The sequence below is a fragment of the Solwaraspora sp. WMMA2059 genome, from assembly GCF_027497315.1.
Taxonomy (GTDB): Bacteria; Actinomycetota; Actinomycetes; order Mycobacteriales; family Micromonosporaceae; genus Micromonospora_E.
The window spans coordinates 3,404,922-3,430,818 of record NZ_CP114908.1 but is presented as its reverse complement, the minus strand read 5'-3'; the positions used below and the strand labels follow the sequence as shown (position 1 = coordinate 3,430,818).

The following is a 25,897-nucleotide window of genomic DNA, read 5'->3' as shown; positions in this document are numbered from 1 at the left end:
GGTCGGCCGATCGGCCGGTTCAGGGGAGAGACTAGCCTCATGGGCGTGACACGCCGCGCAAAGATCGTTTGTACGCTTGGCCCCGCGACCGCGTCCCCGGAGCGTATCCGCGGGCTCGTCGAAGCGGGCATGGATGTGGCCCGGCTGAACTTCAGCCACGGCAGCCACGAGGACCACCAGCAGGTGTACCAGCTGGTCCGGGAGGCAGCCCAGGCCTCCGGCCGGGCGGTCGCCGTGCTGGCCGACCTGCAGGGCCCCAAGATCCGTCTCGGCCGGTTCGCCGACGGGCCGCACGAGTGGCGCACCGGCGACTCGGTCGTCATCACCAGCGACGACGTCCTCGGCAGCCGGGAGCGGGTCTCCTGCACCTACCGCAAACTGCCCCAGGAGGTTCGTCCCGGGGACCGGCTGCTGATCGATGACGGCAAGGTGGCCGTCGAGGTCAGTGCGGTGGACGGCAACGACATCCGGGTGCTGGTGGTCGAGGGCGGCCCGGTTTCCAACAACAAGGGCATCTCGCTGCCGAACGTCGCGGTCAGCGTGCCGGCCCTGTCGGACAAGGACACCGACGACCTGCGGTTCGCGCTCGGCCTGGGCGCCGACTTCATCGCCCTGTCGTTCGTCCGGTCGCCCGAGGACATCAAGCTGGTCCACGCGATCATGGACGAGGAGGGGGTTCGTCGACCCGTTCTGGCCAAGGTCGAGAAGCCGGAGGCGGTCACCCACCTGGAGGCGATCGTCGACGCGTTCGACGGGGTGATGGTGGCCCGGGGCGACCTCGGCGTCGAGTTGCCGCTCGACGAGGTGCCGCTGGTGCAGAAGCGCGCGGTGCAGCTGTGCCGGGAGAACGCCAAGCCGGTCATCGTCGCCACCCAGATGCTCGACTCGATGATCGAGAATTCGCGGCCGACCCGCGCGGAGGCCTCCGACGTTGCCAACGCGGTGCTCGACGGCACCGACGCGGTGATGCTCTCTGGCGAGACCAGCGTCGGCAAGTACCCGGTGCTCACGGTCAGCACCATGGCCAAGATCGTCACGACGACCGAGCACGGCTCGATCTCGGTGCCCCGGCTGCAGCACGACCCCCGTACCCACGGCGGTGCGCTCACCTCGGCCGCGTCGCAGATCGCCCGGGCGATCGGCGCCAAGGCGATGGTCGCCTTCACCCAGACCGGTGACACCGTGCGTCGGCTCTCCCGGCTGCAGTGCGAGCTGCCGCTGCTGGCTTTCACCCCGGTCGCCGAGGTGCGCGACCAGCTTGCCCTCTCCTGGGGGGTGGAGACCTTCCTGATGCCGTTCGTGCAGCACACCGACGACATGTTCCGCCAGGTCGACCAGGCACTGCTCGGCCTCGGCCGGGCCAATCCCGGCGAGTACGTGGTGATCGTCGCCGGCAGCCCGGTCGGCACCCCCGGCTCCACCAACACGCTGCGGGTGCACCAGCTCGGTAGCCTCGTCGACGCCGCGGCGGCCCGGGCGTTGCAGTGACCGGTGATCCGGTCGGCGGGCAGGCCGCCGTCGATCAACTGCTCGAGGTGCTCGACCTGAGCCGGACCGGGCCGTCGGCGTTTCGCGGGATGAGTCCCAAGGTGGGGCCGCAGCGGGTCTTCGGCGGCCAGGTCGCCGGTCAGGCGCTGGTCGCCGCCGGGCGGACCGTCGACCCGCAGCGGCTGGTGCACTCGCTGCACGGCTACTTCGTCCGCCCCGGCGACGGCGCCGAGCCGATCGACTACGAAGTGGAGAACATCCGCGACGGCCGGTCCTTCTCGGTCCGCCGTTCGGTGGCGTACCAGCACGGCAAACCGATCTTCTTCATGTCGGCGTCGTTCCACCGGCCCGAGGACGGGCTGGACCACCAGGCCCCGCAGCCACCGGACGTCCCGCCGCCGGACGCGGTGCCGACCATGGTGGAGCGGCTCGCCCGCTATCCGGAGCGGCTCGGTGTCTGGGCGGTGATCCCCCGGCCGATGGACGTGCGGTACGTCGGCGCACCGGGTCTGGTCGCCCCCGGGGACCGCCCGGCCGACCCGTACCAGCGGGTCTGGATCCGCGCCGACGGCAAGTTGCCCGACGATCCGCTGCTGCACGCCTGCGTACTCACCTACGCCTCCGACCTGACGTTGCTCGACTCGGTCCTGTCCGTGCACGGAGAGGTCTGGGGTCCGGGCGGGGTGATCGGGGCCAGCCTGGACCACGCGTTGTGGTTCCACCGGCCGTTCCGGGCCGACGAATGGTTCCTCTACGACTGCTGGAGTCCGTCGGCCGCCGGCGGGCGCGGGCTGGCCACCGGTCGGATGTTCACCCGCGACGGCCGGCACATCGCCAGCGCCGTACAGGAGGGACTGGTCCGGCGGGTCGGCTCGTGACGGGGCCGACCGCCCGGCCGGCCGCGATCAAGGTCGATGGCTGGCGTCGGTCGGCCGGTCCGATAATGGAAACAGTGCCGTAACCTGAGAGGTATGCGTCTCTCTGCCCGGGTCGACTACGCGCTGCGGGCCGCCGCCGAGCTGGCGGTCGCGGCTGCGGCGTCGGCGCGGGTCGTGTTGACCGCCGAGCAGGTCGCCCGGGCTCAGGGCATCCCGCCGAAGTTCCTCGAGGGCATCCTGCTGCAGCTGCGCCGGGCCGGCGTGGTGCAGGCCCAGCGCGGCCCGGACGGCGGCTACTGGTTGGCCCGCCCGGCCGAGCAGATCAGTCTCGCGGAGCTCATCCGGGTCATCGACGGCCCGCTCGCCCACGTGCGGGGCCGCCGGCCGGAGGAGCTCGGCTACCAGGGTGCGGCGGTCGCGCTGCAGGACGTCTGGATAGCGTTGCGGGCCAGCGAGCGGGAGATCCTCGAGTCGGTCACCGTCGCCGACGTCGCCACCGGCCGGCTTCCCGAGCGGATCCGGGATCTCGCCGCCAACCCACGCGCCTGGACCTGACCGGCCGCGACCGGCTTCGTCGATGTGCTTGACAACAGCACCGGCCGTCCGCATTCTCTACTAAGCCGATAGGTTTGCTATCTCAAGTAGGTGTGCTGTGCGAAAGTTGCTGGTCCTCGCCCTCGTCGGACTGCTCGCCCAACTGGTGGACGGCGCGCTGGGAATGGCGTACGGCGTCACCTCGACCACGCTGCTGCTGCTCGCCGGAATCGCCCCGGCCTCGGCGAGCGCCTCGGTGCACCTGGCGGAGATCGGCACCACGCTCGCCTCCGGCACTGCGCACTGGCGGTTCGGCAACGTCGACTGGCGGGTCGTCGGCCGGATCGCCGTACCCGGGGCGGTCGGCGCCTTCGCCGGTGCCACCGTCCTCAGCTCCGTCTCCACCGAGGCCGCCGGGCCGTGGATGGCCGGCATCCTGCTGGCCCTCGGGGTGTACCTGCTGATCCGGTTCGCCCGGCCGATCCCGGCCCGGCGGGTCAGCCGACCCCTGCGCAGCCGGTTCCTCACCCCGCTCGGGCTGACCGCCGGCTTCATCGACGCGACCGGAGGCGGCGGGTGGGGGCCGGTCGCCACCCCGTCGCTGCTGGTCTCCGGGCGGATGGAGCCGCGCAAGGTGATCGGCTCGGTGGACACCTCGGAGTTCCTCGTCGCGGCGGCGGCCAGCGCCGGCTTCCTGATCGGGCTCGGCGGCCAGGGCTTCGTCCTGCCCGTCGTCGCGGCGCTGCTCGCCGGTGGCCTGCTCGCCGCCCCGCTGGCCGCCTACCTGGTGCGGATCGTGCCGGCACAACTGCTCGGCGCCGCGGTCGGCGGTCTCATCGTGCTGACCAACGCCCGGTCGCTGATGCGCGCCGTCGACCTGCCCCAGAGCCCGAGGTTCACCGGGTACGCGGTGATCGTCGTCGGCTGGGCGCTGGCCCTCGGGCTGGCCGTCCGGGTGCTGCGCACGGCCCGTCGTGACCAGCGCCGGTCAGCGCTGGTCGGCGAGCAGCCCGGTGGCGGTGTCCGCGATCAGCTCCCAGGCGGCGGCGACGTGCCGTCGCTCGGTACGCGGCGCGCCGACCGCCAGCCGCAAGGTGAACCGGCCCGCCACCCGGGTGTGGGTCAGCAGCACCGAGCCGTTGGCGTTCACCGCAGCCAGCAGGGCGGAGTTGACCTCGTCGGGCTGGCCGCGCAACCGGAAACAGACCAGTGAGAACGGCCCCGGCGTGACGAGCTCGAACCGGTCGTCGGCGCGCACCTGGTCGGCGAACCAGGCCGCGTGCGCCACCGCCGAACGGATGTGCGCCCGCAGCCCCTGTGCGCCGTACCAGCGCAGCACGAACCACAGCTTCAAGGCCCGGAACCGGCGACCCAGCGGCACCTGCCAGTCCCGGTAGTCGATCACCGTGCCCGTGTCGCTGAGCGCGTTGCGCAGGTACTCTGGCATCACCGTCAGCGCCTCGACCAGCTCGGCCCGGTCCGCCACCCAGAATGCGTCGCAGTCGAACCCGGTCAGCAGCCACTTGTGCGGGTCGAAGCAGTACGAGTCGGCCCGATCCAGCCCGGCGTGCGTCCAGCGCAGCTCCGGGCAGACCGCTGCGGCACCGGCGTACGCGGCGTCCACGTGCAGCCACACCCCGTACTCGGCGCAGATCGCGCCGATCTGTTCGACCGGGTCGACGGCGGTGGTCGAGGTGGTGCCCACGGTCGCGACGACGATCGCCGGTCGCCGCCCGGCGGCCAGGTCGGCGTCGAGGGCGCGGCGCAACGCGTCCGGCCGCATCGCCAGCGTCACCGGATCGACGTCGACCAGCCGTACTCCCTGATCACCGACCCCGGCGATCCGGGCCGCCTTCTCGATCGACGAATGGCCCTCGGTCGAGGTGTAGACGGTGTAGCCGGCGGTGGTGCCCGCCGTGCGCCAGCTGCCGCCGCTGGCCCGGTGCAGGGCCACCAGGGTGGCCACCAGCGTCGCCGACGACGCCGAGTCCTGGATGACGCCGCCGCCGGTGGACCCCGACCGGAACCGTTGCGGCAGGTCGAGCAGCTGGGCCAGCCAGTCGAGCAGCACCGTCTCCACCTCGGTGCAGGCCGGACTGGTGGCCCAGAGCATGCCCTGGACGCCAAGGCCGGCGCTGACCAGGTCACCGAGCACGCTCGGGGCCGAGGTGTTGGCCGGGAAGTAGCCGAAGAAGCCGGGGTGCTGCCAGTGGGTGAGTCCGCCGACGACCACCCGGTCCAGGTCGGTGAGGATCCGGTCGAACGGCTCGCCGTGCTCCGGTGGCGTCACCGGCAGCGCTTGGGCGACCGTGCCGGGCGGATCCGACGGTCGCACCGGATGCTTCTCCAGCGTCTGCCAGTAGTCGGCGATCCAGTCGATCACCGCGTGCCCGGCCCGGCGGAACTCGTCCGCCGACATGTGCCCGCCGGCCGTGGTGTGCGCGCCGGCCGTGGTGCCTGCGCCCGACGTGGTGCCCGGCGCGGATGCGTCGCCTGCCATGCGGACGAGTTGATCAGGAATCGGTACGGCGGGCAAGCGCCACCATCGCCTCCGGCCCGGTGCCTGCGACGCCGGTGTCACCGGCCTCGCCGCCCGGCATCGCGCCGGCCGGGCCGGGGCCGGTGCTGGCCCGGACGGTCAACCGGGGGTCGAGCAGCGTCGCGGCCGGCACCGCGTCGCCCTGGACCTTGCGCATCAGCAGGCTGATTGCCTGCCGACCGACCTCCTCAGCCGGGATCAGCACCGAGGTCAGCGCCGGGCCGGCCCGCTCGGCGACCTCGTCCGGGCAGATCGCCACCACCGAGATGTCGTCGGGGACCCGCCGGCCCAGGGTCGGCAACGCGGCCAGCACGTGCCCGACCGCAGCCTCGTTGTGCACCACCAGCGCGGTGAGCCCCGGGTGCCGGTGCAGCAGCCCGGCCAGTTCGCGGCGTACCGCGTCGTAGTTCTCCTCGGACGGTTGGGCGACCGCGGTGACGCCGCAGCGGGCCGCCGTCTCGGTGAAGCCGGCCCGGGTCCGGTGGGCGAAGCCGGTTTCCCGTTCGTAGACCACGGCCGGGGCACCGAGCAGGGCGAGCTGCCGGTGGCCGAGCGTGACGAGATGTTCGACGCAGGCCTCGCCGGCCCGGTAGAAATCCAGGTCGACGCAGGTCAGACCGGCGGACTCGGCCGGAAAACCGATCAGCACGCTGGGCCGTTCGAGCTCACGCAGCAGCGGCACCCGTGGGTCGTGCATCTCCACGTCCATCACCACGATGCCGTCGACCATGGCGCTGACCGCGATCCGCCGCAGCCCAGCCGGCCCTTCGTCGGCGGTGACCAGCAGTACGTCGTGGTCGAACTGCCGGGCGGTGGTGACCACGCTGGTGGCAAACTGCATCAGCACCGGCAGGTGCATCCCGGAGCGCAGCGGCAGCACCAGGGCGATCACGTTCGCCCGCCGGCTGGCCAACGCCCGGGCGCCGGCATGCGGGTGGTAGCCGAGGGCGTGGATGCTGGCCAGGACGCGTTCCCGGGTGGTCGCCGAGATCGCCCGCTTGCCGCTGAGCACATAGGACACCGTGCTGACCGCGACGCCGGCGTGCCGGGCCACGTCGGCGATCGTCACCATGTCGGCCCGCTTGCCGGTCCGGTCCCGCGTCGGGTCGGGCCCGGCGCCGGTCGGCTGTGACGGAGTTGACACTAGGCTCCTCCATCCATGTCCCTCGCCGGACCGTCGGTGGCGGACCCGGCAAAACTCAGGTAGCTCACCGTAGCGCCTGCCGTACTGAAAAGCAGATACAGGTCTCGGGTTCCGCGCAGCCCGTGCAGCTCCGTCCGTACCTCTGCCCAGTCGTCGCGGCCGCCGGTCGCCGGTACCGGAAGCTTACCGGCGACCGGGCCGGCCAGCGGATCGTCCAGCCGCAGGGTGACGGTCGACCCGTCCGCCGCCCGGCCGACGGCACCGGGGTCGGCTCCGGCCCGGGGCGGCCGGTGCGCGACGCGGGCGGTGACCGCGGTAGGTCCGGAGTCGAAGTCGACGTCGGTGAACGCGATCCAACCACCGTCCTCCGCCGCGCCCACCGCGTCCCGACCGTCGGGATGATCGGCCGGGGCCGTGCCGGCGTAGTCGTCATTGTCAGCAGCCCACAACGGTCCGGCCAGCGGGTCGCGGGGCCCGATCCGTTCACCCCGTACGGTCAGGGTGGTGGTTGCCACCAGGTCGGCGCTGGACCGGCCGACCGACACGGTGTGCCGGGCGCTCTCCACCACCGGCCGGTCCCGGGTGACGTCCCAGGTCGCCAGGTCGGCGGCGGCGAGGCGGAACCGGAGCGTGGTCTGCGCCCCCGCCGCGAGGCTGATCTTGCGGAAGTCACGCAGTTGGCGCAGCGGCTGCTTGACCCGGGAGTGCCGCTGGCGGGTGTAGAGCTGCACCACCTCGGTCCCGGCCCGCGCGCCGGTGTTGCGCACCGTGACGCTGACCTCGACCGTGTCGTCGGCATCCACCTCGGTGGCCGACAACCGCAGGTCACGGTAGTCGAAGGAGGCGTAGCTCAGGCCGTGGCCGAACGGGTACAGCGGTTCCCCCCGGAAGTAGAGGTACGTCGCGTCCGAGGCGATCACGTCGTAGTCGAGCAGGTCGGGCAGGTCGGCGGTACGCCGGTACCAGGTCTGGGTCAACCGGCCGCCCGGATCGGCGTCCCCGCAGAGCACCTCGGCCAGCCCGGTGCCGTACTCCTGACCGCCGTGCGCGGACCAGACGATCGCCGGGACGTGCCGGTCGGCCCACTCCGCCGCGTACGGGTAGCTGCTGGACAGCACCAGCACGGTGCGCGGGTTCGCGTCCCGGACCGCCCGCAGCAGCGCCGCCTGGGCGGCGGGCAGTGCCAGGTCGACCCGGTCCTCGGTCTCCCGCCCGCACACCATCGGATGGTTGCCGAGCACCACCACCGCCACGTCGGCGTCGCGGGCCAGCGCCGCCGCCTCCCGGGCGCCGTCGGCGACCAGTTCGACGGAGAACGTGGCGGCGGTGTCGACGCTGGCGGCCTCGGCCCGCAGCAGCCCGTCCGGGCCGACGGTGACGTAGCGGTCCCGGGCCAGGTGGTGCAGTGCCGCACGGCCGTCGGTGGCGCGGACCAGCCGGAAGGTCTCGTTGACCACCCACCCGCCCGGACCGGACCGGTCGTTGACCAGTACCCCGTCGTCACCGGCGGCCAGGTAGCGGCCGTTGGCGACGCTGCGCAGCGCGACCACCCCGTCGCCCCAGTCGAACACGTCGAAGCAGCACTGCGGCACCGCCTCCGGCCCGGCAGCCCGCACCGGTCCGCCCACCGCCGTGCTGTCGGCCCGCAGCGGTCCACCGGCGGCCTCGCCGCTGACCCGCAGGACGGTCGCCGAGGTGCTGAGCCGCAACGCGATCCGGTCCACTCCCTCGTGGTGGGTCACGGTCGCCGCCGGCAGCCGCGCGGTCAGCCCGGCGCGGGCGGTGACCGCGTACGGCATCGATCCGGCGTACCAGTCGGTGTGGACGGTGTCGGCGAGCGGTCCGACCACCGCGACCCGCCGGATCCGGCCCGGGTCCAGCGGCAGCACCGGGTCGGATCCGGACTCGGTCGGTTCGTTACGCAGCAGCACCACCGACTCGCGTACCGCGATCCGGGCCAGGTCCTGGTGGGCCGGGCAGTTGATCACATCGATGCCGGTCTTCGCGAACGGGTTGCGTTCCGGTGGATCCAGTTCGCCGAGCCGGATCCGGACGGAGAGGGTCCGGCGGACTGCGCGGTCGACGTCCGCTTCGGTGAGCAGCCCGCGCACCACCGCCTCGGTGATCCGCGCGACGGTCGGCAGCGAGTCGGTATCGTCCTCGGTGAAGCTGTCGATCCCGGCGCGGAGCGCGGCCGCGTAGCCGGTGACGTGGTCCGGGTGGTAGCCCTGCGCGCCGGCGATGTTGGTGGCCGCCCCCGCGTCGCCGACGACCAGGACGTCGTCGTCGGTCCACCGACGCAGCTGTTCGTCGATCAGCGGGCTCAGATGTGCCGGCCGTCCGTTGACCAGGTTGTAAGAGGCCATCACCGCGACCGCGGCACCGGCGGCGATCGGGGCGCGAAACGCCGGCAGCTCGTACTCGTGCATCACCCGGGGCGGCAGGTTGCTGCTGGTGGTGGCCCGGTCTGTCTCGTTGTTGTAACCGAGGAAGTGCTTCAGGGTCGGCGCGGTCCGCAGGTAGTAGGGATGGTCACCGCGCAGCCCGCTGGCGTACCCGGTGGCCAGCACCCCGGTCAGCCAGGGGTCTTCGGCGTAGCCCTCCTCGTTGCGGCCCCACCGTGGATCGCGCAGCGGGTTGACCACCGGCGCCCACACGTTCAGTCCGACGCTGACGGGATCCTTGTGGTGGAACGCGCGTACCTCGTCGCCGACCGCTTCGCCGATTCGCCGCAGCAGGTCCGGATCCCAGCTGGAGCCTAGCCCGAGCGCCTGCGGGAAGACGGTCGCCGGGCCGAGCCACGCCACCCCGTGCAGCGCCTCGGTCCCGGTGCGGAAGGCGGGCAGGCCGAGTCGGGGGACCGGGGGCTGATGCTGGTGCAGCAGGGCGATCTTCTCGTCGAGGGTGAGCCGGCGGAGCAGGTCGGTGACCCGGGCGGCCACCGGCTGGTCGGGGTCGCGGAACGTGCTGTCGCTCATAACGTGGATCGCCTTCCGGGATCGGCAAGGGCACCCGTGTGGGTTGCGGCTGCGGTGCGGGCAGCGCAGCGGTCACCGGATCACGGGCAGGCGTCGGTACGCGGTGGAGGCTGGCCGTCAGCCCGGGAAGCGCTGGCTCGAAGCGCTTCGACGACCATCCCGAAAACGCTCCACTGTCGACACGATTTCAGTCGTGTTAACCGTGGAGCCCTTTGAGGTTGACATCCATCAGTACGGACGGTCAAGGGGCTCGCCGCCACAAATTGACGTCAGACGCCGGCGCGGTCAGCCGGCCGGACGGATCGGCATCAGGCCGTTGTCGATCGCGGCGATCGCCCGGGCCGCGCCGCCGATCGCCGCCGCGCCGCCGGCCAGGTCGGAGGCTGCCAGCCGGGTGCCACCGGCGGCCGGAGCCACCGTACGGTCGGCGAGCTGCTGCCGGGCCGCCGGCAGCAGCCACTGGGCGAGCGGAACGTAGTAGCCGCCGAGCAGTACCACCTCGGGGTTGATCAGGTTGGCCAGGATGGACACTCCGGTGCCCAGGTGCCGGCCGACCTCGTCGAGCGCGTCGAGCGCCGCCGGATCACCGGCGCGCGCCGCCGCCTGTACCCGGTCGATCTCCGGCGCGAAGTCGGTGACCGGCCCGTCGGTCTCGGCGTCCGGCAGCACCCGGCGGATCAGCGCCGGTACGGCGGCCAGCGCCTCCAGGCAGCCGTTCGCGCCGCAGCGGCACGGCGGACCCTGGGGATCCAGCTGGATGTGCCCGATCTCGCCGGTGAACCCCCGCGCGCCGTGCAGCAGCCGCCCGTCCACCACCAACCCCGCGCCGATGCCGGCACCGCCGGTCAGGTGCACCAGGTTCGCCGTGCCGGCGTACGGCCCGTGCCGGTGCTCGGCGAGCGCGGCCAGTTGTGCGTCGTTGTCCACCACGACCTCGTACACCGGCCCGCGCAGCGCCCGGACCAGATCGGCGTGCAGGTCGACGTCGTGCCAGCCCAGCTCGGGGGAGAGGCTGACCCGGCCCTGCTGGTCGACCAGGCCGGGCACCCCGACGGTGAGCCCGAGCACCTGTCGCCCCTGCCGGGTCACCCGGGCCGCCGCCCGGCCGGCCAGTGCGGCCACCGTGCTGGCCGCCTTGCCCGGGGTGGCGGCCAGCCCGGTGAAGGCGCGTCGCCAGGACAGCAGCTCACCGCCGGCCAGGTCGAGCGCGACCGCGGTCAGGTGGTCGGCGCTGATCTCGATGCCGATCGCGGCGTACGCGTCGCCGTCGACGACCAGCATGGTGGCTGGGCGTCCGATGCGGTGTTCGGTGAGGCCGGTCTCCCGGAGCAGCCGGCGGTCGATCAGGTCGCCGACCAGGCTGGAGACCGTGGCCTTGTTGAGCCCGGTGGCACCGGCGATGTCCGCCCGGGAGCAGGGCGCGTTGGCCCGGACGTAGCGCAGCACGACCGCGAGGTTGGTGGCGCGTACGTCGGTCAGGTCCGCTGGCTGCGGGCCGCTCCGCATGGTGATCACGTTACGCCCCGGGTCCCGGCCGGGTGGCTCGGGCCGGCCCCCCGGCGGGACGGCGTGTCGCGGCGGTCACCGCGGGGTGGGCAGCCACCGGCGGTTCGCGTCATGTCGGCCTCCCTTGTGGCACCTGTCACCGTCGGCTACTTTGTTTAGTCAGCAGCCGAACTAACTCTAGCGTGCGAACCGTACCCCCACACCCCCATTTCGAGCTGGTTCGTCCCACCGTCGCCGGGATGCCTGGCTCGCCGATATGAAGGGAGCGCGCCGTGGATCGATCCCTCGCGGGCGCGGCCACCAACCGACGTCGATTCCTGGGCCTGGTCGGCCTGGGCGCCACCGCGATGGCCGGTGGCGGTTTTCTCTCCGGCTGCAGCCGGCCGGCCGGCACCCAGGGCGCGGCGACCGACGTCGACGCGGTCAGCGCGGTTCTGCCCAGATACCAGCCGGTCGAGCTGATCACCCCGGACATCGCCGGGGTACGCCCGATCGCCGACGGCTACCTGACGTACCCGACCGACCTGGTCAGGGCGGTCACCGAGACGCCCGGCAGCAGCGGTGAGCCGCTCACCGCGATGACGCCCTGGTGGGGGCCGACCCCGCCCGGCATCGACCGCAACGCCTACCTGCAGGCGGTCAACGAGCGGCTCGGCGTGCCGATCGACTTCAGCGTCCAGGACGGCAACACCTACGCCGACAAGCTGAGCGCCATCCTCGGTGCCCGCGACGTGCCGGACCTGCTCTGCGCCCCGAACTGGGAGATTGACAAGATCCCGCGGTTCTCCGACGCGGTCTCGGCGCTGTTCGAGGACCTGACCGACCACCTGGCCGGTGACGCCGCGCTGGCCTACCCGCACCTGGCCAGCTTCCCGACCGGGGCCTGGCAGTACGCGGTCTGGGGCGGCCGGCTGGCCGCCGTCCCGTGGCCGACCGACGGCCCGTTCCCGTACGCGCTGTTCTACCGCAAGGACCTCACCGACGCCGCCGGCGTGCAGGCCCCGAAGAACATTGAGGAGCTGCACGAGTTCGGCAAGGCGATGACCGATCCGGCCAACGGCGTCTGGGCCTTCGGCTCGATCTTCAACATGGTGCAGATGTTCTACGGTGTGCCCGGCTCGCAGGGCGGCTGGCGGCGCACCGACGGCGGCGGCCTGGAATTCAAGTACGAGACCGAGGAGTACCGCGAGGCCCTGGAGTTCACCACCAGACTGTTCGCCGAAGGGCTGGTGCATCCGGACATCGTGGAGAGCAAGGGCGCCGCCGACGCCAAGCAGCTGTTCAACAGCGGCAAGATGGTCTGCTACGAGGACGGCGTCGGCGCCTGGCGCGGCATGTACTCGGAGCAGCGGCAGATCACCCCGACGTTCGACATGCGGCCGGTGCCGATCTTCTCCGCCGACGGGCAGAGCACCCCGGTCGCCTGGGGCGAGGAAAAGCCGATCTTCTACACGTTCATCAAGAAAGGGCTGGGCAAGGAGCGCGTCGAGGAGATCCTGCGGGTGCTCGACTGGTGCGCCGCGCCGCTCGGCACCGAGGAGTACCACCTGCGCCAGTACGGCGTCGCCGACCAGCACCACACGGTCAGCGCCGACGGCAGCCCGGAGCTGACCGAGCTGGGCCGGCAGGAGATCGCCGACCAGTACACCTTCATCGTCGGGCGTTACCCGACCATCGTGCAGACCGCCGACGTCCCCGGCTTCGTCGAGGCCCTGCTGGACTACTCCAACGAGACGGTGAAGTACCTGGAGCCGAACCCGTGGGCCGGGATCAAGTTCGAGCTGCCGGCCAACCTGTCGCGGGTGCAGCAGCCGACCGAGGACAAGATCCTCGACGTGCTGCGCGGCCGCCGGCCGACCAGCGACCTCGAGCAGATCACGCAGGAGTGGCGCAGCGGCGGCGGTGACGAGGGGCGCGACTTCTTCCTCAAGGCGCTCGAAGACAACAATCGATGAGGTCCACCGACACCCCGGTGTCCGCCGGTTCCGGGGCCAACCGGAGCCGGCGGACACCGGGCAAGGTGCCGCTGCGGGCCCGGCTGCGCCGGGACTGGCCGCTGCTGGTGATGGCCGCGCCGGCCGCCCTGCTGCTGCTCGTCTTCCACTACCTGCCCACCCTGGGCAACGTGATCGCCTTCCAGGACTACAACCCGTGGGTCGGCGACAACGCGTTCGAGGCGTTCGTCTACAGCGAATGGATCGGGTTCGGCAACTTCGAGACCCTGTTCCGTGACCCGGCGTTCTGGGACGCGGTGGTCAACACCCTGACCATCACCGCGTTCCAGCTGGTCTTCTTCTTCCCGCTGCCGATCCTGCTGGCGATCCTGCTGCACAGCATCCTGTCGACCCGGGTGCGCGGGTTCATCCAGAGCGTCGTCTACCTGCCGCACTTCTTCAGCTGGGTGCTGGTGGTCACCTTCTTCATGCAGATGCTCGGCGGGGCCGGCCTGCTCGCCCAGCGGATGCGCGACGCCGGGCTCGACCCGCTCAACGTGATGGGCAACCCGGACACGTTCATCGTGCTGGTCACCGCCGAGTCCGTGTGGAAGGACGTCGGCTGGGGGGCGATCATCTTCCTGGCCGCGCTCAGCGCCATCGACCAGAACCTCTACGAGGCGGCGGCGGCCGACGGCGCCGGACGCTGGCGGCGGCTGTGGCACATCACCCTGCCCGGGCTGCGTCCGGTCATCATCCTGCTGCTGATCCTGCGGCTCGGTGACGCGCTCACCGTCGGGTTCGAGCAGTTCATCCTGCAGCGTGAGGCGGTCGGCCGGCAGGCCGCCGAGGTGCTCGACACCTACGTCTACTACCAGGCGATCATCCCGCAGCAGTGGGGGATGGGTGCCGCCGCCGGCCTGTTCAAGGGCGTCATCGGGCTGGTGCTGATCATCGCCGCGAACAAGTTCGCCCACCGCCTCGGCGAGCAGGGAGTGTACTCCAGGTGAGCATCGCGCGTACGCTGGCCGCCGGGCGCCGACCCCGGCTCAACCCGGTGAACCAGCCGCCCCGACGGCGGCGCCCCGGCGGCGGCCGGCCGGTCTGGGAGGAGCCGCCGAGCCCGGTCGGCCAGGGCGTCAAAGGGCTCGTCCTCGCCACGATGGTGCTGGCCGTGATCTTCCCGATGTGGTCGGTCCTGGTGACCAGCCTCGCGTCGCGGGAGACCATCAACGCCACCGGCGGCATGGTGGTGATCCCCCGGGAGATCGACCTGTCGGCGTACGTGAACATCTTCTCCGGCGGTCAGATCAGCCGGGCGGTGTGGGTCAGCACCCTGGTCACCGTCGTCGGCACGACGTTCAGCCTGGTGCTGACGGTGCTGGCGGCGTACGGGCTGTCCCGCAAGGACTCGGTCGCGCACCGTCCGTTGCTGTTCCTGTTCCTGCTCACCTTCCTGATCTATCCCGGCATGGTGCCGAGCTACCTGGTGGTGACCGGGCTGGGCCTGAAGAACAGCCTGTGGGCGCTGATCCTGCCGACCGCGATCAGCGTGTTCAACCTGGTGGTGATCCGGGCGTTCTTCATGAACGTGCCGGCCGAGCTGATCGACGCGGCCCGCATCGACGGCGCCGGGGAGTTCCGGATCCTGTGGCGGATCATGTTGCCGCTGTCGCGGGCGGTGATCGCCGTCGTCGGGCTGTTCTACGCCGTCGGTTACTGGAACGCGTACTTCAACGCCGTGCTCTACATCGACGACAACGACAAGTGGCCGATCCAGCGGGTGCTGCAGAGCTACATCCTGGCCGGCCAGTCGCCGTCGGTCACCGGCGCGCCGGTGAACATCCCCGGGGTCACCGCGTACCCGCCGACCCTGGCGGTCAAGATGGCGGTGGTGGTGATCACCGTACTGCCGGCGGTGGTGATCTTCCCGTTCGTGCAGCGGCACTTCACCAAGGGCGTCATCACCGGCGCGATCAAGGGTTGACCGGCCGGCACCGCTGGTCACAGCGGTACGCCGTCGAGCAGCACCGTGGCTGGTGGCTCGGTGCCGGTCACCGCGACGACCTCGACCCGGCGGACCGGCAGCGGCCCGTCGACGTCGACCCGCAACGTGCCGCCGTCGCGTACCGCCCGGACCGTGGTGTCGCCGTCGACGTCGCAGACCAACGTCTCGGCGCTGACCCCGCCCCAGCTGACCAGGGTCACGTCGGTGAACGGGCCGTCGCCGACGGTGTCCCGGGGCTCCGACGTCGGGATCAGCGCGCCGTGCCGGACGAACAACGGGATCCGGTCCAACGGCGTCTCGACCAGCAGGTGGCGTCCGCCGGTGTGGGTCCGGCCGGTCCAGTGGTCGACCCAGTCACCGGCCGGCAGGTAGACGTGCCGCCGTCCGTCCGGACTGATCATCGGCGCGACCAGCAGGTCGGTGCCGAGCCGGTACTCCAGCTCGGCACCCCAGGCGGCCGGATCGTCCGGCGCGTCGACCAGCAGCGCCCGCATCATCGGGGCACCGGTGCGGGCGGCCGTGACCGCCGCCGAGTAGAGGTAGGGCATCAACCGGTAGCGCAGCCGGATCGCCTCGACCGCGTCCCGCGCGGCGTCGTCGGGAAAGTCCCACGGCAGCCGGCTGGTGGTGCCGTGGAAGCGCACCAGCGGCGAGAACGCCCCGAACTGCGCCCACCGCACGTACAGGTCGGGGGTCGGGGTGCCGTGGAAGCCGCCGGCGTCGTGGCTCCAGAACGGTACGCCGGACAGGCCGTGCGACAGTCCGCCGCGCAACGTGCTGGCCATCCCCGGGTACGTCGCGTTGACGTCGCCGCTCCACTGGGCCGGATGCCGCTGCCCGCCGAGGAACGACGACCGGGCCCACACCATGCCGTGCCCGGCGACCTCCCGGGTGACCGCCGCGACCGCGTCGTTGAACAGCAACGTGTAGACGTTGTGCAGTTCGACGCCGGTCATCCCGTTGTGTGCCACCGCGTCGGCCGGCACCCCTTCGGCGAAGTCGGTCTTGAACACCATCGCGCCCTGCCGCAGCAGGTCGCGCAGCAGACCGGTGAACCACTCGGTGGCCGCCGGGTTGGTGAAGTCGACGATCCCGCAGACCGGGTAGGAGCCGTGCCAGACGTCGGCGATGTAGGTGGAGCCGTCCGGGCGGCGCAGGAAGTAGCCGGCCGCGTCGGCCTGCGCGAAGACCGGGCTGCCGGTCATGATGTACGGGTTCATCCAGAGGCTCACCTTGAACCCCTGCCCGGCGAGGGTGGCCAGCATGTCGGCCGGGTCGGGGAAGTTGGTGGCGTCCCAGGCCAGGTCGGACCAGGCACCGTCGGCCTGCCAGTAGCAATCCAGGTGCAGCACGTCGCACGGGATGCCGTCGGCGCGGATCCGCCGGGCCCGGTCCAGGACCTTGTCCTGACTGTCCACGAAGAAGCCGGAGGAGATCCAGGTGCCGAACGCCCACTTCGGTGGCAGCACCGGTCGGCCGGTCAACCCGTCGTAGCGGTCCAGGATCTCGGCGGGGGTGGGGCCGGCGATCACGTAGTAGTCGATCAGGTCGTCCGGCACCAGGATCTGGACGCAGCTGTGTGTGGACGAGCAGATGTCGAACTCCACCGGCATGCCGCTGTCGACCAGCACCCCGTAGCCACGGTCGGACAGGTACAGCGGGACGTTCTTGTGCGACCGGTCCGACTCGCTGCCGAAGGCGTCGAAGTTCCACATCAGCGCCCGCTGGCCGCGCTTGTCCAGCCGGGTGAACTTCTCGCCGAGGCCGACGAAGCGCTCGTCACCGGGCGCGTCGAAGCTCTCGTGGTACGCGGCGACGGTCCCGTCGACCAGGGACCGGCCGAACGGCAGGGTGCGCAGCCGGCCGCTGATGTCACGCTCGCCCCGGTTCTGGTTGAGCAGCACCCGACCCTGCCGGTCGAGGAACCGCAGATGCCACGGGTCGAGCCGCAGTTCGGCGACGACCGTACCGGCGTCGACGCGTACCGTGTCGCCGGCCACGGTGACCGTGGCCGGAGAAGGCCGGGGATCGACCAGCGGCAGCGCCCGGGCCGACCGGCTGCGGGCGTCGGGTGTCGCGCTGAGCCGGACCCGGATCACCCCCTCCCCGGCGGCGCTGACCGCGACCGTCAGCGTCTCGCCGTCGGCGGTGCCGCCCTTGCAGGTGATCCCGGCCGCGTCGGTGCCCAGCAACTCTGCGCGGACCAGCGCGGACAGGCCCTCCTCGCCGGGCGCGCGGACCGGCAGGTCGGGTGGGTCGGCCACGAACGTCTCGTGGGGGACCAGGGGCGGACGGTACGGCATGGGCTCTCCTCGTCGGGTCCGGCGCTCGACGCTTCCTGGTGGAACCTGCGGCCTGGGGGCGACTAAATTAGTTTCTTTGCTAACCCAACAAACTGTCAACGTCGGAGGGAGCGCCGATGCGCTGGCCGAAAGGACTCGACGGGCTCTGCTACGGCGGGGACTACAACCCCGAACAGTGGCCGGAGACGACCTGGGTCGAGGATGTCGAGCTGATGCGACGCGCCCGGGTCAACCTGGTCACCGTCGGGGTGTTCGCCTGGTCCCGGTTGGAACCGCACCCCGGCGAGTACACCGTCGACTGGCTTGACCGGGCACTCGACCTGCTGCACCGGGGCGGGATCCGAGTCGTCCTGGCCACCCCGACCGCTTCGCCACCGCCGTGGTTCTCCCTCGCCCACCCCGACGCGCTGCCGGTCACGGCCGACGGGGTACGGCTGCGGCACGGCAGCCGGGACACGTACTGCGCGGCCGCCCCCGCGTACCGCGTCGCGGCCCGGCGCATCGCCGCGATGCTCGCCGACCGCTACCGCGACCACCCGGCGCTGGCCATGTGGCACGTGCACAACGAGTACGGCACGGTCTGCCACTGCCCGCACGCGGCCGCCGCGTTCCGGCGCTGGCTCCGGCAGCGGTACGGCGACCTGGACCGGCTCAACGAGGCGTGGACCGGCGCGTTCTGGAGCCAGCGCTACTCCGACTGGGCGCAGGTCGAACCGCCGCGCGCCACCCAGTACCTGGCCAACCCGACGCAGGCGCTGGACTTCCGCCGGTTCTGGTCCGACGAACTGCTCGCCGCCTACCGCGACCAGCGCGACCTGCTCCGCGAGCACACGCCGAACGTACCGGTCACCACCAACTACGTGTTCGGCGACTGGGTTCCGGTGGACCACGCCCGGTGGGCGCGGGAGGTCGACCTGGTCGCCGTCGACCACTATCCGACCGAGACCGACGGCCGGGCCGAGGAACAGACCGCGCTCGCCGCCGACCTCGCCCGGTCCTGGTCACGCCCGGTCACCGGAGACAGGTCACCGGCACCGGCCGGCCGGCACCGGCCCTGGCTGCTGATGGAGAGCGCGCCCAACCTGATCTACCGGTACGCCGAGGGGACCGCCTACGCCAAGGAGCCTGGCCGGATGCTGCGGCACAGCGTCGCCCACGTCGCGCGCGGCTCCCGGGGCGCGATGTTCTTCCAGTGGCGGGCGCCGCGCGGCGGTGCCGAGGCGTTCCACTCGGCGATGGTGCCGCACGCCGGTGCCGACTCTCGGACCTTCCGGTCGGCGGTACAGCTCGGCGAGGCGCTGCGGCTGCTCGCCGCGACCGACACCGCCACGGTGGCGGCCCGGGCCGCGATCGGCTGGGACGCCGCCAGCGGGTGGGCGCTGCAGCATCCCGGGATGCCGTCCGGGCACATCTCGTACGCCGACGAGGTGGGCGCCGCGCACCGGGCGCTGTGGCGGTGCGGGATCACCACCGACTTCGTCTGCCCGGCGGCCGGGCCGCTGGAGCTGAGCGGCTACCGGATGCTGGTGCTGCCCGCGCTGTACCTGATGGACGACGCCGTCGCGGACGCCCTCGGCGACTGGGTGCGCGCCGGCGGTCATCTGGTGGTCAGCTACCTGTCCGGGGTCGCCGACTCCGACGCCCGGGTCCGACTGGGCGGATATCCGGGCGCCCTGCGTGAACTGCTCGGCGTCCGCAGCGAGGAGTTCCTGCCGCTCGGTCCGGACGGCACGGTGCGGCTGTCCGGCGGGCGTACCGGCCGGCTGTGGCGGGAACGCTTCGAGGCCGGCGCCGCCGAGCCGGTACTCAGCTACGTCGACGGCGTGCTGGCCGGCCAACCGGCGGTGACCCGCCGGGCGGTCGGTGCCGGGGCCGCCTGGTACCTGTCCACCAGGCTGGACGACGACGGCTACCGGGAACTACTGGCGGCAGTCGCCGCCGAGGCCGGGGTGGCACCGGTGCTGCCCGCCGCGCCCGCCGGGGTGGAGGCGGTACGCCGGGTGGACGGCACCACCCGGTGGCTGTTCCTGTTCAACCACGGCCGGGAGGAGGCGGTGGTGGCGGCCACCGGTGAGGTGCTGGTCTGCGGCGCTGTCCTGCCATCCGGCGAGATCATGGTGGCCAGCGACGTTCTGCCCGCCGGTGAGGTCCTGCTGGCGGTCGGTGCCGGCTCGGCTGATTCCGGCCGGTCGACCGGCCGATGGCCGGTCAGCTCGGCCGGTGTCACCGGCACACCGGGTCGCGGCCGGGGCGCTCGTCGGGTCCGGGTGCCAGCGGGCGGGCTGCTGGTGCTGCGGGAGCCGGACCACCCGGTGGGTGACCGCCTCCGCCGACACGGACCCCGCCGGGCTCCGATGGACATCGACATTGATCGAGGAAAGCGATTGCCCTAGCATTGGCCTGCACGGGAGCCGACCGACGACCGCCGCACCGAGGTCGACCGATCCAGCGCAGCGCCACCGGGCGCACGCCCCGGCCGGGCAGCCGGGCGTCCGTCCGTTGCCGCCCGCCCTCTGCTCCCGGAGACTCCCATGCGCAATGTCCCTCCCAACAGTTCCCGGTCCCAGCCCGGGACTCCCCGCCGAGCCCTGCTCGCCGTCGCGACCGCGGTGGCCACTGCGGCCGGTGCCGGTGTGGCCACCACGATCCTCGCGTCGCCGGCCGCCGCAGCCGCTGGCTGCGCGGTCGACTACCGCGTCACCAGCCAATGGCCCGGTGGCTTCGGCGCCAGCGTGTCCGTGACCAACCTCGGTGACCCCGTCACCTCCTGGCAGCTGACCTGGTCGTTCGGCGCCGGGCAGACGATCACCCAGGCGTGGAACGCGGCGGTGACGCAGAACGGTGCCCAGGTCACCGCGGACAACGTCGGCTACAACGGGAACCTGGCCACCAACGCCAGCACCGAGTTCGGCTTCAACGGATCCTGGAACAACAGCAGCAATCCGGTGCCGACGACCTTCGCGCTCAACGGGACCACCTGCACCGGCGGCGTCGCGCCGACCACCGCACCCCCGCCGACGACGGCACCCCCGACCACGGCACCACCGACGACCGCCCCACCGACCACGGCGCCACCGCCCACCACCGCGCCGCCGACGCCGGGGCCCGGCGCCAAGCAGATGGAAGACCTCGACCGAGGGCTGATCAGCGTCCGTTCCGGATCCGGCAACCTGGTCTCCTGGCGGCTGCTCGGCACCGAGGCCGCCGGCACCGGGTTCCACGTCTACCGTGGCTCCACCCGGATCACCTCGTCGCCGGTCACCGCGTCGACCAACTACTACGACGCGGGTGCCGCGTCCAACGCCAGCTACACCGTCCGGGCGGTGGTCGGTGGCGTCGAGCAGCCCGCGTCGCCGGCGTCGTTGACCTTCGCCAACGGCTACCTCGACGTGCCGCTGCAGGTGCCGCCAGGCGGCACCACCCCGTCCGGGGAGAGCTACAGCTACTCGGCGAACGACGCCAGCGTCGGCGACCTCGACGGTGACGGACAGTACGAGATCGTCCTGAAGTGGGACCCGTCCAACGCCAAGGACAACGCGCACTCCGGCTACACCGGCAACGTCTACGTCGACGCGTACCGGCTCGACGGGACCCGGCTGTGGCGCCTCGACCTGGGGCGCAACATCCGGGCCGGCGCCCACTACACCCAGTTCCAGGTGTACGACTACGACGGCGACGGCCGGGCCGAGGTGGCGATGAAGACCGCCGACGGCAGCCGGGACGGCCGGGGCACGGTGATCGGCAACTCCGGTGCCGACTACCGCAACTCGTCCGGCTACGTGCTGTCCGGCCCGGAGTTCCTGACCATGTTCGACGGTCTGACCGGCGCCGCCCTGTCCACCGTCAACTACGTGCCGGCCCGGGGCACGGTGTCGTCCTGGGGTGACTCGTACGGCAACCGGGTGGACCGGTTCCTCGCCGGCACCGCCTACCTTGACGGCCAGCGGCCGTCGCTGATCATGTCACGCGGCTACTACACCCGTACCGTCATCGCCGCCTGGGACTTCCGCAACGGCAACCTCACCCAGCGGTGGGTCTTCGACTCCAACTCGTCGGGTAACGGCAGCTACGCCGGGCAGGGCAACCACTCGCTGTCCATCGCCGACGTCGACCGTGACGGCCGCGACGAGATCGTCTTCGGCGGTGCCACCATCGACGACAACGGTCGCGGGCTGTGGAACACCAGCCTGAACCACGGCGACGCCGGCCACGTCGGTGACCTCGACCCGCGCCGTGCCGGGCTGGAGTACTTCAAGGTCCAGGAGGACGGCTCGAAGCCGTCGTCGGCGCTGATCGACGCCCGTACCGGGCAGATCATCTGGCAGACCCCGACCGGCGGGGACAACGGCCGGGGCGTATCGGCGGACATCTGGGCTGGCAGCGCCGGTGCCGAGTCCTGGTCGTCGGCCGTTTCCGAGCTGCGCTCGCCGACCGGCGGCAACGTCGGACGTAAGCCGTCGTCGGCCAACTTCCTCAGCTGGTGGGACGGCGACCCGGTCCGGGAGTTGCTCGACCAGACCCGGATCGACAAGTACGGCACCTCCGGCGACACCCGGCTGTTGACCGGCTCCGGGGTGGCATCGAACAACGGCACCAAGGCGACCCCCGCTTTGTCTGCCGACCTGTTCGGCGACTGGCGGGAGGAGGTCATCTGGCGGACCAGCGATTCCCGCGCGTTGCGGATCTACGCCACACCGCACGCCACCGATCGACGGATCCACACCCTGATGCACGACCCGCAGTACCGGGTGGCGGTCGCCTGGCAGAACACCGCCTACAACCAGCCGCCACACCCGTCGTTCTTCATTGGCGCCAACATGCCGGCACCACCGACGCCGAACGTCTACCTGCGGTGAATGTTTCCCTTCTAGTGAATCCGGCGGCCGACTGAGTGAGTCGACGGCCGTAGACGCGCCGACGGGGGACCGGAACCCGGTCCCCCGTCGGCGGACGCGACGACATCCACCCCACGCGTGATCTCGTGCGTCGAACCATCACCTGCCAAAGACGATAGCCAGCGGACCGTCGCGCGGCGGTGACCGGCTGATGAAGCTCCTGTTTCCAGCTATTGATCGCCGTCCGTGGGGTGACCCGGGTCACCGGCCACCAGCTCGAACGAGCGCACCCGGTCGGCGACGTCGTACACCATCGTGGTCAACATCAGCTCGTCGGCACCGGTGCGCTCGCGCAACTCGTGCAGCGCCCGCCGGACCGTGTCGGGGGAGCCGACCGCCTGCTCCTCGTTGCGTTGGCGGATGAACTGCAGCTCGAGATCCGTGTACGGATAGGCGGCCGCTTCCTCCGGGCTGACCAGCGCCTCCGGCCGCCCGGCGCGCAGCCGCAGAAACGCCAGGGCGGCCGGGCCGGACAGCCACTCGGCCCGCTCGTCCGACTCGGCGCAGACGACGTTGACCGCGACCATCGCGTACGGCCGGTCCAACCACGCCGACGGGCGGAAATGCCGCCGGTACAGCGCGAGCGCCGGCAGCGTGTTGGCCGCACTGAAATGGTGTGCGAAAGAGAACGGCAGGCCCAGGGTGCCGGCGAGTTGGGCGCTGAATCCGCTGGAACCGAGCAGCCAGATCGCCGGTGACTGCCCGGCGTGCGGGGTCGCGGCGATCGGTCCGGCGTCGCCGCGCAGATAGCCGATCAGGGTCGCCAGCTCCTGCGGGAACGTTTCAGCGCCCAGCCCGGCCATGGTTCGCCGCAGCGCCAGCGCGGTGGCCTGGTCGGTGCCCGGGGCCCGGCCGATGCCGAGGTCGACCCGGCCCGGGTGCAGCGCCTCCAACGTGCCGAACTGCTCGGCGACCACCAGCGGCGGATGGTTGGGCAGCATCACCCCGCCGGAGCCGACCCGGATCGTCGAGGTGGCCGCGGCCAGGTGGGCGAGCAGCACCGCCGGTGCCGAGCTTGCGATGGCTGGCATGTTGTGGTGTTCGGCCACCCACAACCGGTGGTAGCCGAGCTGCTCGACCCGGCGGGCCAGCTCGGTGGTGTGCCGCAGCGCCTCACCGGCGGATCTGCCGGCGGCGACCGGGGCCACGTCGAGGACGGAGAGCGGAACGTCGATCACACCTGTGCCCAACCCGGGTACCCGCCCGGATCTTCCCGCCGCCCGGATCTCCCGGCATCGTCGATTCGGCTAACCTCGGCGGCGAGCGGCAGCCGGCCGCGCAGACGAGGAGACTGGTCGATGCGGATCGTGGACGCCCGGGTGATCGTGACCTGCCCGGGCCGCAACTTCGTCACCTTGAAGATCGTCACCTCGGACGGTGTGACCGGCGTCGGCGACGCCACCCTCAACGGCCGCGAACTGGCCGTCGCCAGCTACCTGCGTGACCACGTGGTGCCGACGCTGATCGGTCGGGACGCGAGCCGGATCGAGGACACCTGGCAGTACCTGTACCGGGGTGCCTACTGGCGGCGCGGTCCGGTCACGATGAGCGCCATCGCGGCAGTCGACACCGCGCTGTGGGACATCAAGGGAAAGACCGCCGGACTACCGGTCTACCAGCTGCTCGGCGGTCGCTGCCGCGACGGGGTCACCGTCTACGGCCACGCCAACGCCGAGACGGTCCCCGAGGTGCTCGCCGAGGTGGCCCGCTACGTCGACCTCGGCTACCGGGCGGTGCGGGTGCAGACCGCCGTCCCGGGCCTGCCGGCCACCTACGGCGTCGGCAAGGACCGGATGTTCTACGAGCCGGCCGACGCCGCGATCCCCACCGAGACCACCTGGTCGACCGAGCGCTACCTGGTGCACACCCCGCAGGTCTTCGCGGCGGTACGCGACGAGTTCGGCCCGCACCTGAAGCTGCTGCACGACGCCCACCACCGGCTCACCCCGATCGAGGCGGCCCGGCTCGGCAAGGACCTGGAACCGTACCGGCTGACCTGGCTGGAGGACCCGGTCCCGGCCGAGCTGCAGGAGGGCTTCCGGCTGATCCGCCAGCACACCACCACGCCGATCGCCGTCGGGGAGGTCTTCAACACCATCTTCGACTGTCAGCAGCTGATCACCGAGCAGCTGATCGACTACGTCCGGACCACGGTGGTGCGGGCCGGCGGGATCAGTCACCTGCGGCGGATCTTCGACCTGGCGGCGCTGCACCACGTCCGTAGCGGCTCGCACGGCGCCACCGACCTGTCCCCGGTGTGTATGGCCGCCGCGCTGCACGTCGACCTGAGCATCCCCAACTTCGGCCTGCAGGAATACATGCGGCACACCGAGGCCACCGACGAGGTGTTCCCGCACTCGTACCACTTCGCCGACGGCTACCTGCACCCCGGCGAGGAACCCGGGCTCGGCGTCGACATCGACGAGTCCGCGGCGGCGCGCTACCCGTACGCGCCGGCCTCGCTGCCGGTCAACCGCCTCACCGACGGGTCGATGCACAACTGGTGACCCGACCAGGCCGGTCGGTTCCTCGCCGGCACGCGTCGATGTGAGGCTGAGATACCCTATGACGCAGGTTTGAGGTATCTCAGCCTCTACATCGACGAGGCGCTGCGGCTCTTCTGGCTCAGCCGACACGCCGGGCTACCGCCATGGGCGGTTGGTCGACCGGGTCACCGGAGCGGCGCATCGCCCACAGCGGTGGGCCGCCGGCCGGCAGGTGGGCCACCCGGACGATCCGGTAGCCGTGGCGTTCGTGGAACACCCGTTGTCGCTGGCTGCTCGCCTCGACCACGGCCGGCATCCCGATCCGGTCGAGCCGGGCATGATGCGCGGCCAGCAGCGCCGACCCGATGCCTCGCCGTCTCAGCCAGGGTGCCGCCGCCAGGAACGCCAGATGGTGCCGCCGCCAGGAACGCCAGATGGTGGTGCCGGCCGGTCGGCTCCATGCGGCCGGCGGTGAACGTGTAGTGCGCGTACGGTCCGTGCCGGTCGCCGCAGGCCCGCAACCTGCGCCGTTGATGCTCCGCCGCGAGCAGCCGGTCGAACGGGTGCGGGTACCAGATTGCCACCCCGTCGCAATGGCCGACGACGTCTACGATGCCGTGCCGTACGCCGAACTCCAGCTCGGCGGTGAAGAGCTGGTGCATCGTCAGGTAGCGCAGCGCGTGGTCGCTGATCAGCCAGGACACCACCGGGTCCAGCACGCATGCCTGCGCCAGCAACTCGGCCAACGGCTCAACATCAGCGGCTGTGGCGGTCCGGATGGTCAGCATGGCCGCCACGTCCACAGCAGGAACCGGTCGAACAGCTCGGCCGCCGTGACGTCGGGCAGGTCGAACGCCGCCTCGGTCATCCGCTCCACCATGTACGTCGCCAACGCGACCGGCCCGAACACCCCCGCCAACTCGACCCGCGCCACCAGACACGGCCAGGATCCGCCGCAGCCGGCACACGACCACAAGGGCCGCACCGCCACATGACCACCACCACCGCTGTCGGCCGCCGGGTCCGCGCCGGCCACATCGCGGTACGCCGTACCCGCGACCCGGCCGACCCCAGGTTGCCCGTCGTGCCGGATGACCAGCACCCCACCACCGGCAGCGGCCAGTTCCCGCAACCGCCCCTTCACCGCGACCACCGTCCCCGGTTCACCCGGGTACCACAGGTCGATCGCATCCGGCGGGCCGCT

17 protein-coding genes and 1 pseudogene are annotated in these 25,897 nt (G+C 71.8%); 10 read left to right on the top strand and 8 right to left on the bottom strand.

Annotated elements, in window-relative coordinates; genetic code table 11:
• Positions 1-39 precede the first annotated feature (39 nt).
• From pyk to O7553_RS15615, 4 genes are all read left to right on the top strand, one after another.
• Entirely contained in the window at positions 40-1,488 is a 1,449-nt protein-coding gene (pyk, locus tag O7553_RS15630; protein ID WP_281550493.1) for a pyruvate kinase, read from the top strand.
• The gene (locus O7553_RS15625) at positions 1,485-2,366 is read left to right on the top strand and encodes an acyl-CoA thioesterase II (protein WP_281550492.1); all 882 of its coding nucleotides are present in this window, start codon (positions 1,485-1,487) and stop codon (positions 2,364-2,366) included. The genes pyk and O7553_RS15625 overlap by 4 nt, the downstream gene beginning before the upstream one ends.
• 93 nt (positions 2,367-2,459) lie before the next feature.
• Positions 2,460-2,921, top strand: a complete 462-nt coding sequence (locus O7553_RS15620) for an Rrf2 family transcriptional regulator (RefSeq protein WP_281550491.1) — start codon at positions 2,460-2,462, stop codon at positions 2,919-2,921.
• 97 nt (positions 2,922-3,018) lie between these two features.
• On the top strand, positions 3,019-4,113 hold the full coding sequence (locus tag O7553_RS15615) for a sulfite exporter TauE/SafE family protein (RefSeq protein WP_281550490.1): 1,095 nt from the start codon (positions 3,019-3,021) through the stop codon (positions 4,111-4,113).
• Between the two features lie 36 nt (positions 4,114-4,149).
• On the opposite strand, the pseudogene O7553_RS15610 reads toward O7553_RS15615, so the two are convergent.
• The 4 genes and pseudogenes from O7553_RS15610 to O7553_RS15595 all read right to left on the bottom strand — a co-directional run.
• Positions 4,150-5,319 (bottom strand): annotated as a pseudogene (locus O7553_RS15610) (pyridoxal-dependent decarboxylase); the annotation flags it as partial.
• Between the two features lie 94 nt (positions 5,320-5,413).
• Positions 5,414-6,583: a LacI family DNA-binding transcriptional regulator gene (locus O7553_RS15605; protein ID WP_281550489.1), complete on the bottom strand. Its 1,170-nt coding sequence runs from the start codon at positions 6,581-6,583 to the stop codon at positions 5,414-5,416.
• Positions 6,583-9,561, bottom strand: a complete 2,979-nt coding sequence (locus tag O7553_RS15600; protein WP_281550488.1) for a glycoside hydrolase family 3 C-terminal domain-containing protein — start codon at positions 9,559-9,561, stop codon at positions 6,583-6,585. The genes O7553_RS15605 and O7553_RS15600 overlap by 1 nt, the downstream gene beginning before the upstream one ends.
• A 285-nt stretch (positions 9,562-9,846) precedes the next feature.
• The gene (locus O7553_RS15595; RefSeq protein WP_281550487.1) at positions 9,847-11,067 is read right to left on the bottom strand and encodes an ROK family transcriptional regulator; all 1,221 of its coding nucleotides are present in this window, start codon (positions 11,065-11,067) and stop codon (positions 9,847-9,849) included.
• Positions 11,068-11,339: 272 nt separating this feature from the next.
• On the opposite strand from O7553_RS15595, the gene O7553_RS15590 reads away from it, so the two are divergent.
• From O7553_RS15590 to O7553_RS15580, 3 genes are read left to right on the top strand one after another with little or no spacing between them, the layout of a single operon-like run.
• Entirely contained in the window at positions 11,340-13,022 is a 1,683-nt protein-coding gene (locus tag O7553_RS15590; RefSeq protein ID WP_281550486.1) for an extracellular solute-binding protein, read from the top strand.
• Positions 13,019-14,011, top strand: coding sequence for an ABC transporter permease subunit (locus O7553_RS15585; RefSeq protein WP_281550485.1), 993 nt, complete (start codon positions 13,019-13,021; stop codon positions 14,009-14,011). Before O7553_RS15590 ends, O7553_RS15585 begins: the two co-directional genes overlap by 4 nt.
• On the top strand, positions 14,008-14,988 hold the full coding sequence (locus O7553_RS15580; protein ID WP_281550484.1) for a carbohydrate ABC transporter permease: 981 nt from the start codon (positions 14,008-14,010) through the stop codon (positions 14,986-14,988). The genes O7553_RS15585 and O7553_RS15580 overlap by 4 nt, the downstream gene beginning before the upstream one ends.
• A 17-nt stretch (positions 14,989-15,005) precedes the next feature.
• Here O7553_RS15580 and O7553_RS15575 read toward each other — a convergent pair whose 3' ends face one another.
• Positions 15,006-17,312 (bottom strand): TIM-barrel domain-containing protein, encoded by a 2,307-nt coding sequence (locus O7553_RS15575; RefSeq protein WP_281550483.1) that lies wholly within the window; start codon positions 17,310-17,312, stop codon positions 15,006-15,008.
• A gap of 116 nt (positions 17,313-17,428) precedes the next feature.
• Here O7553_RS15575 and O7553_RS15570 point away from each other — a divergent pair, with 116 nt between their 5' ends.
• On the top strand, positions 17,429-19,705 hold the full coding sequence (locus tag O7553_RS15570) for a beta-galactosidase (RefSeq protein ID WP_281550482.1): 2,277 nt from the start codon (positions 17,429-17,431) through the stop codon (positions 19,703-19,705).
• A 138-nt stretch (positions 19,706-19,843) separates the two neighbouring features.
• Entirely contained in the window at positions 19,844-22,168 is a 2,325-nt protein-coding gene (locus O7553_RS15565) for a cellulose binding domain-containing protein (RefSeq protein ID WP_281550481.1), read from the top strand.
• A gap of 209 nt (positions 22,169-22,377) precedes the next feature.
• Here O7553_RS15565 and O7553_RS15560 read toward each other — a convergent pair whose 3' ends face one another.
• Complete coding sequence (locus tag O7553_RS15560; protein ID WP_281550480.1) at positions 22,378-23,385, bottom strand: LLM class flavin-dependent oxidoreductase; 1,008 nt, start codon at positions 23,383-23,385, stop codon at positions 22,378-22,380.
• Between the two features lie 120 nt (positions 23,386-23,505).
• On the opposite strand from O7553_RS15560, the gene manD reads away from it, so the two are divergent.
• Positions 23,506-24,714 carry a D-mannonate dehydratase ManD gene (gene manD / locus O7553_RS15555; RefSeq protein WP_281550479.1) on the top strand — a complete coding sequence of 403 codons (1,209 nt, stop codon included), beginning with the start codon at positions 23,506-23,508 and terminating at the stop codon, positions 24,712-24,714.
• A 164-nt stretch (positions 24,715-24,878) separates the two neighbouring features.
• Here manD and O7553_RS15550 read toward each other — a convergent pair whose 3' ends face one another.
• Positions 24,879-25,481: a hypothetical protein gene (locus tag O7553_RS15550; protein ID WP_281550478.1), complete on the bottom strand. Its 603-nt coding sequence runs from the start codon at positions 25,479-25,481 to the stop codon at positions 24,879-24,881.
• Positions 25,475-25,837: a hypothetical protein gene (locus O7553_RS15545; protein ID WP_281550477.1), complete on the bottom strand. Its 363-nt coding sequence runs from the start codon at positions 25,835-25,837 to the stop codon at positions 25,475-25,477. Before O7553_RS15545 ends, O7553_RS15550 begins: the two co-directional genes overlap by 7 nt.
• Positions 25,838-25,897 lie beyond the last annotated feature (60 nt).

Excerpts from the sequence above, each read along its gene's own strand:
- O7553_RS15565 (WP_281550481.1), top strand. The coding sequence starts at position 19,844 with ATGCGCAATGTCCCTCCCAACAGTTCCCGGTCCCAGCCCGGGACTCCC.
- O7553_RS15550 (WP_281550478.1), bottom strand. The coding sequence starts at position 25,481 with ATGCTGACCATCCGGACCGCCACAGCCGCTGATGTTGAGCCGTTGGCC.
- O7553_RS15575 (WP_281550483.1), bottom strand. The coding sequence starts at position 17,312 with ATGCCGTACCGTCCGCCCCTGGTCCCCCACGAGACGTTCGTGGCCGAC.
- O7553_RS15595 (WP_281550487.1), bottom strand. The coding sequence starts at position 11,067 with ATGCGGAGCGGCCCGCAGCCAGCGGACCTGACCGACGTACGCGCCACC.
- O7553_RS15585 (WP_281550485.1), top strand. The coding sequence starts at position 13,019 with ATGAGGTCCACCGACACCCCGGTGTCCGCCGGTTCCGGGGCCAACCGG.
- pyk (WP_281550493.1), top strand. The coding sequence starts at position 40 with ATGGGCGTGACACGCCGCGCAAAGATCGTTTGTACGCTTGGCCCCGCG.
- O7553_RS15570 (WP_281550482.1), top strand. The coding sequence starts at position 17,429 with ATGCGCTGGCCGAAAGGACTCGACGGGCTCTGCTACGGCGGGGACTAC.
- manD (WP_281550479.1), top strand. The coding sequence starts at position 23,506 with ATGCGGATCGTGGACGCCCGGGTGATCGTGACCTGCCCGGGCCGCAAC.
- O7553_RS15620 (WP_281550491.1), top strand. The coding sequence starts at position 2,460 with ATGCGTCTCTCTGCCCGGGTCGACTACGCGCTGCGGGCCGCCGCCGAG.
- O7553_RS15600 (WP_281550488.1), bottom strand. The coding sequence starts at position 9,561 with ATGAGCGACAGCACGTTCCGCGACCCCGACCAGCCGGTGGCCGCCCGG.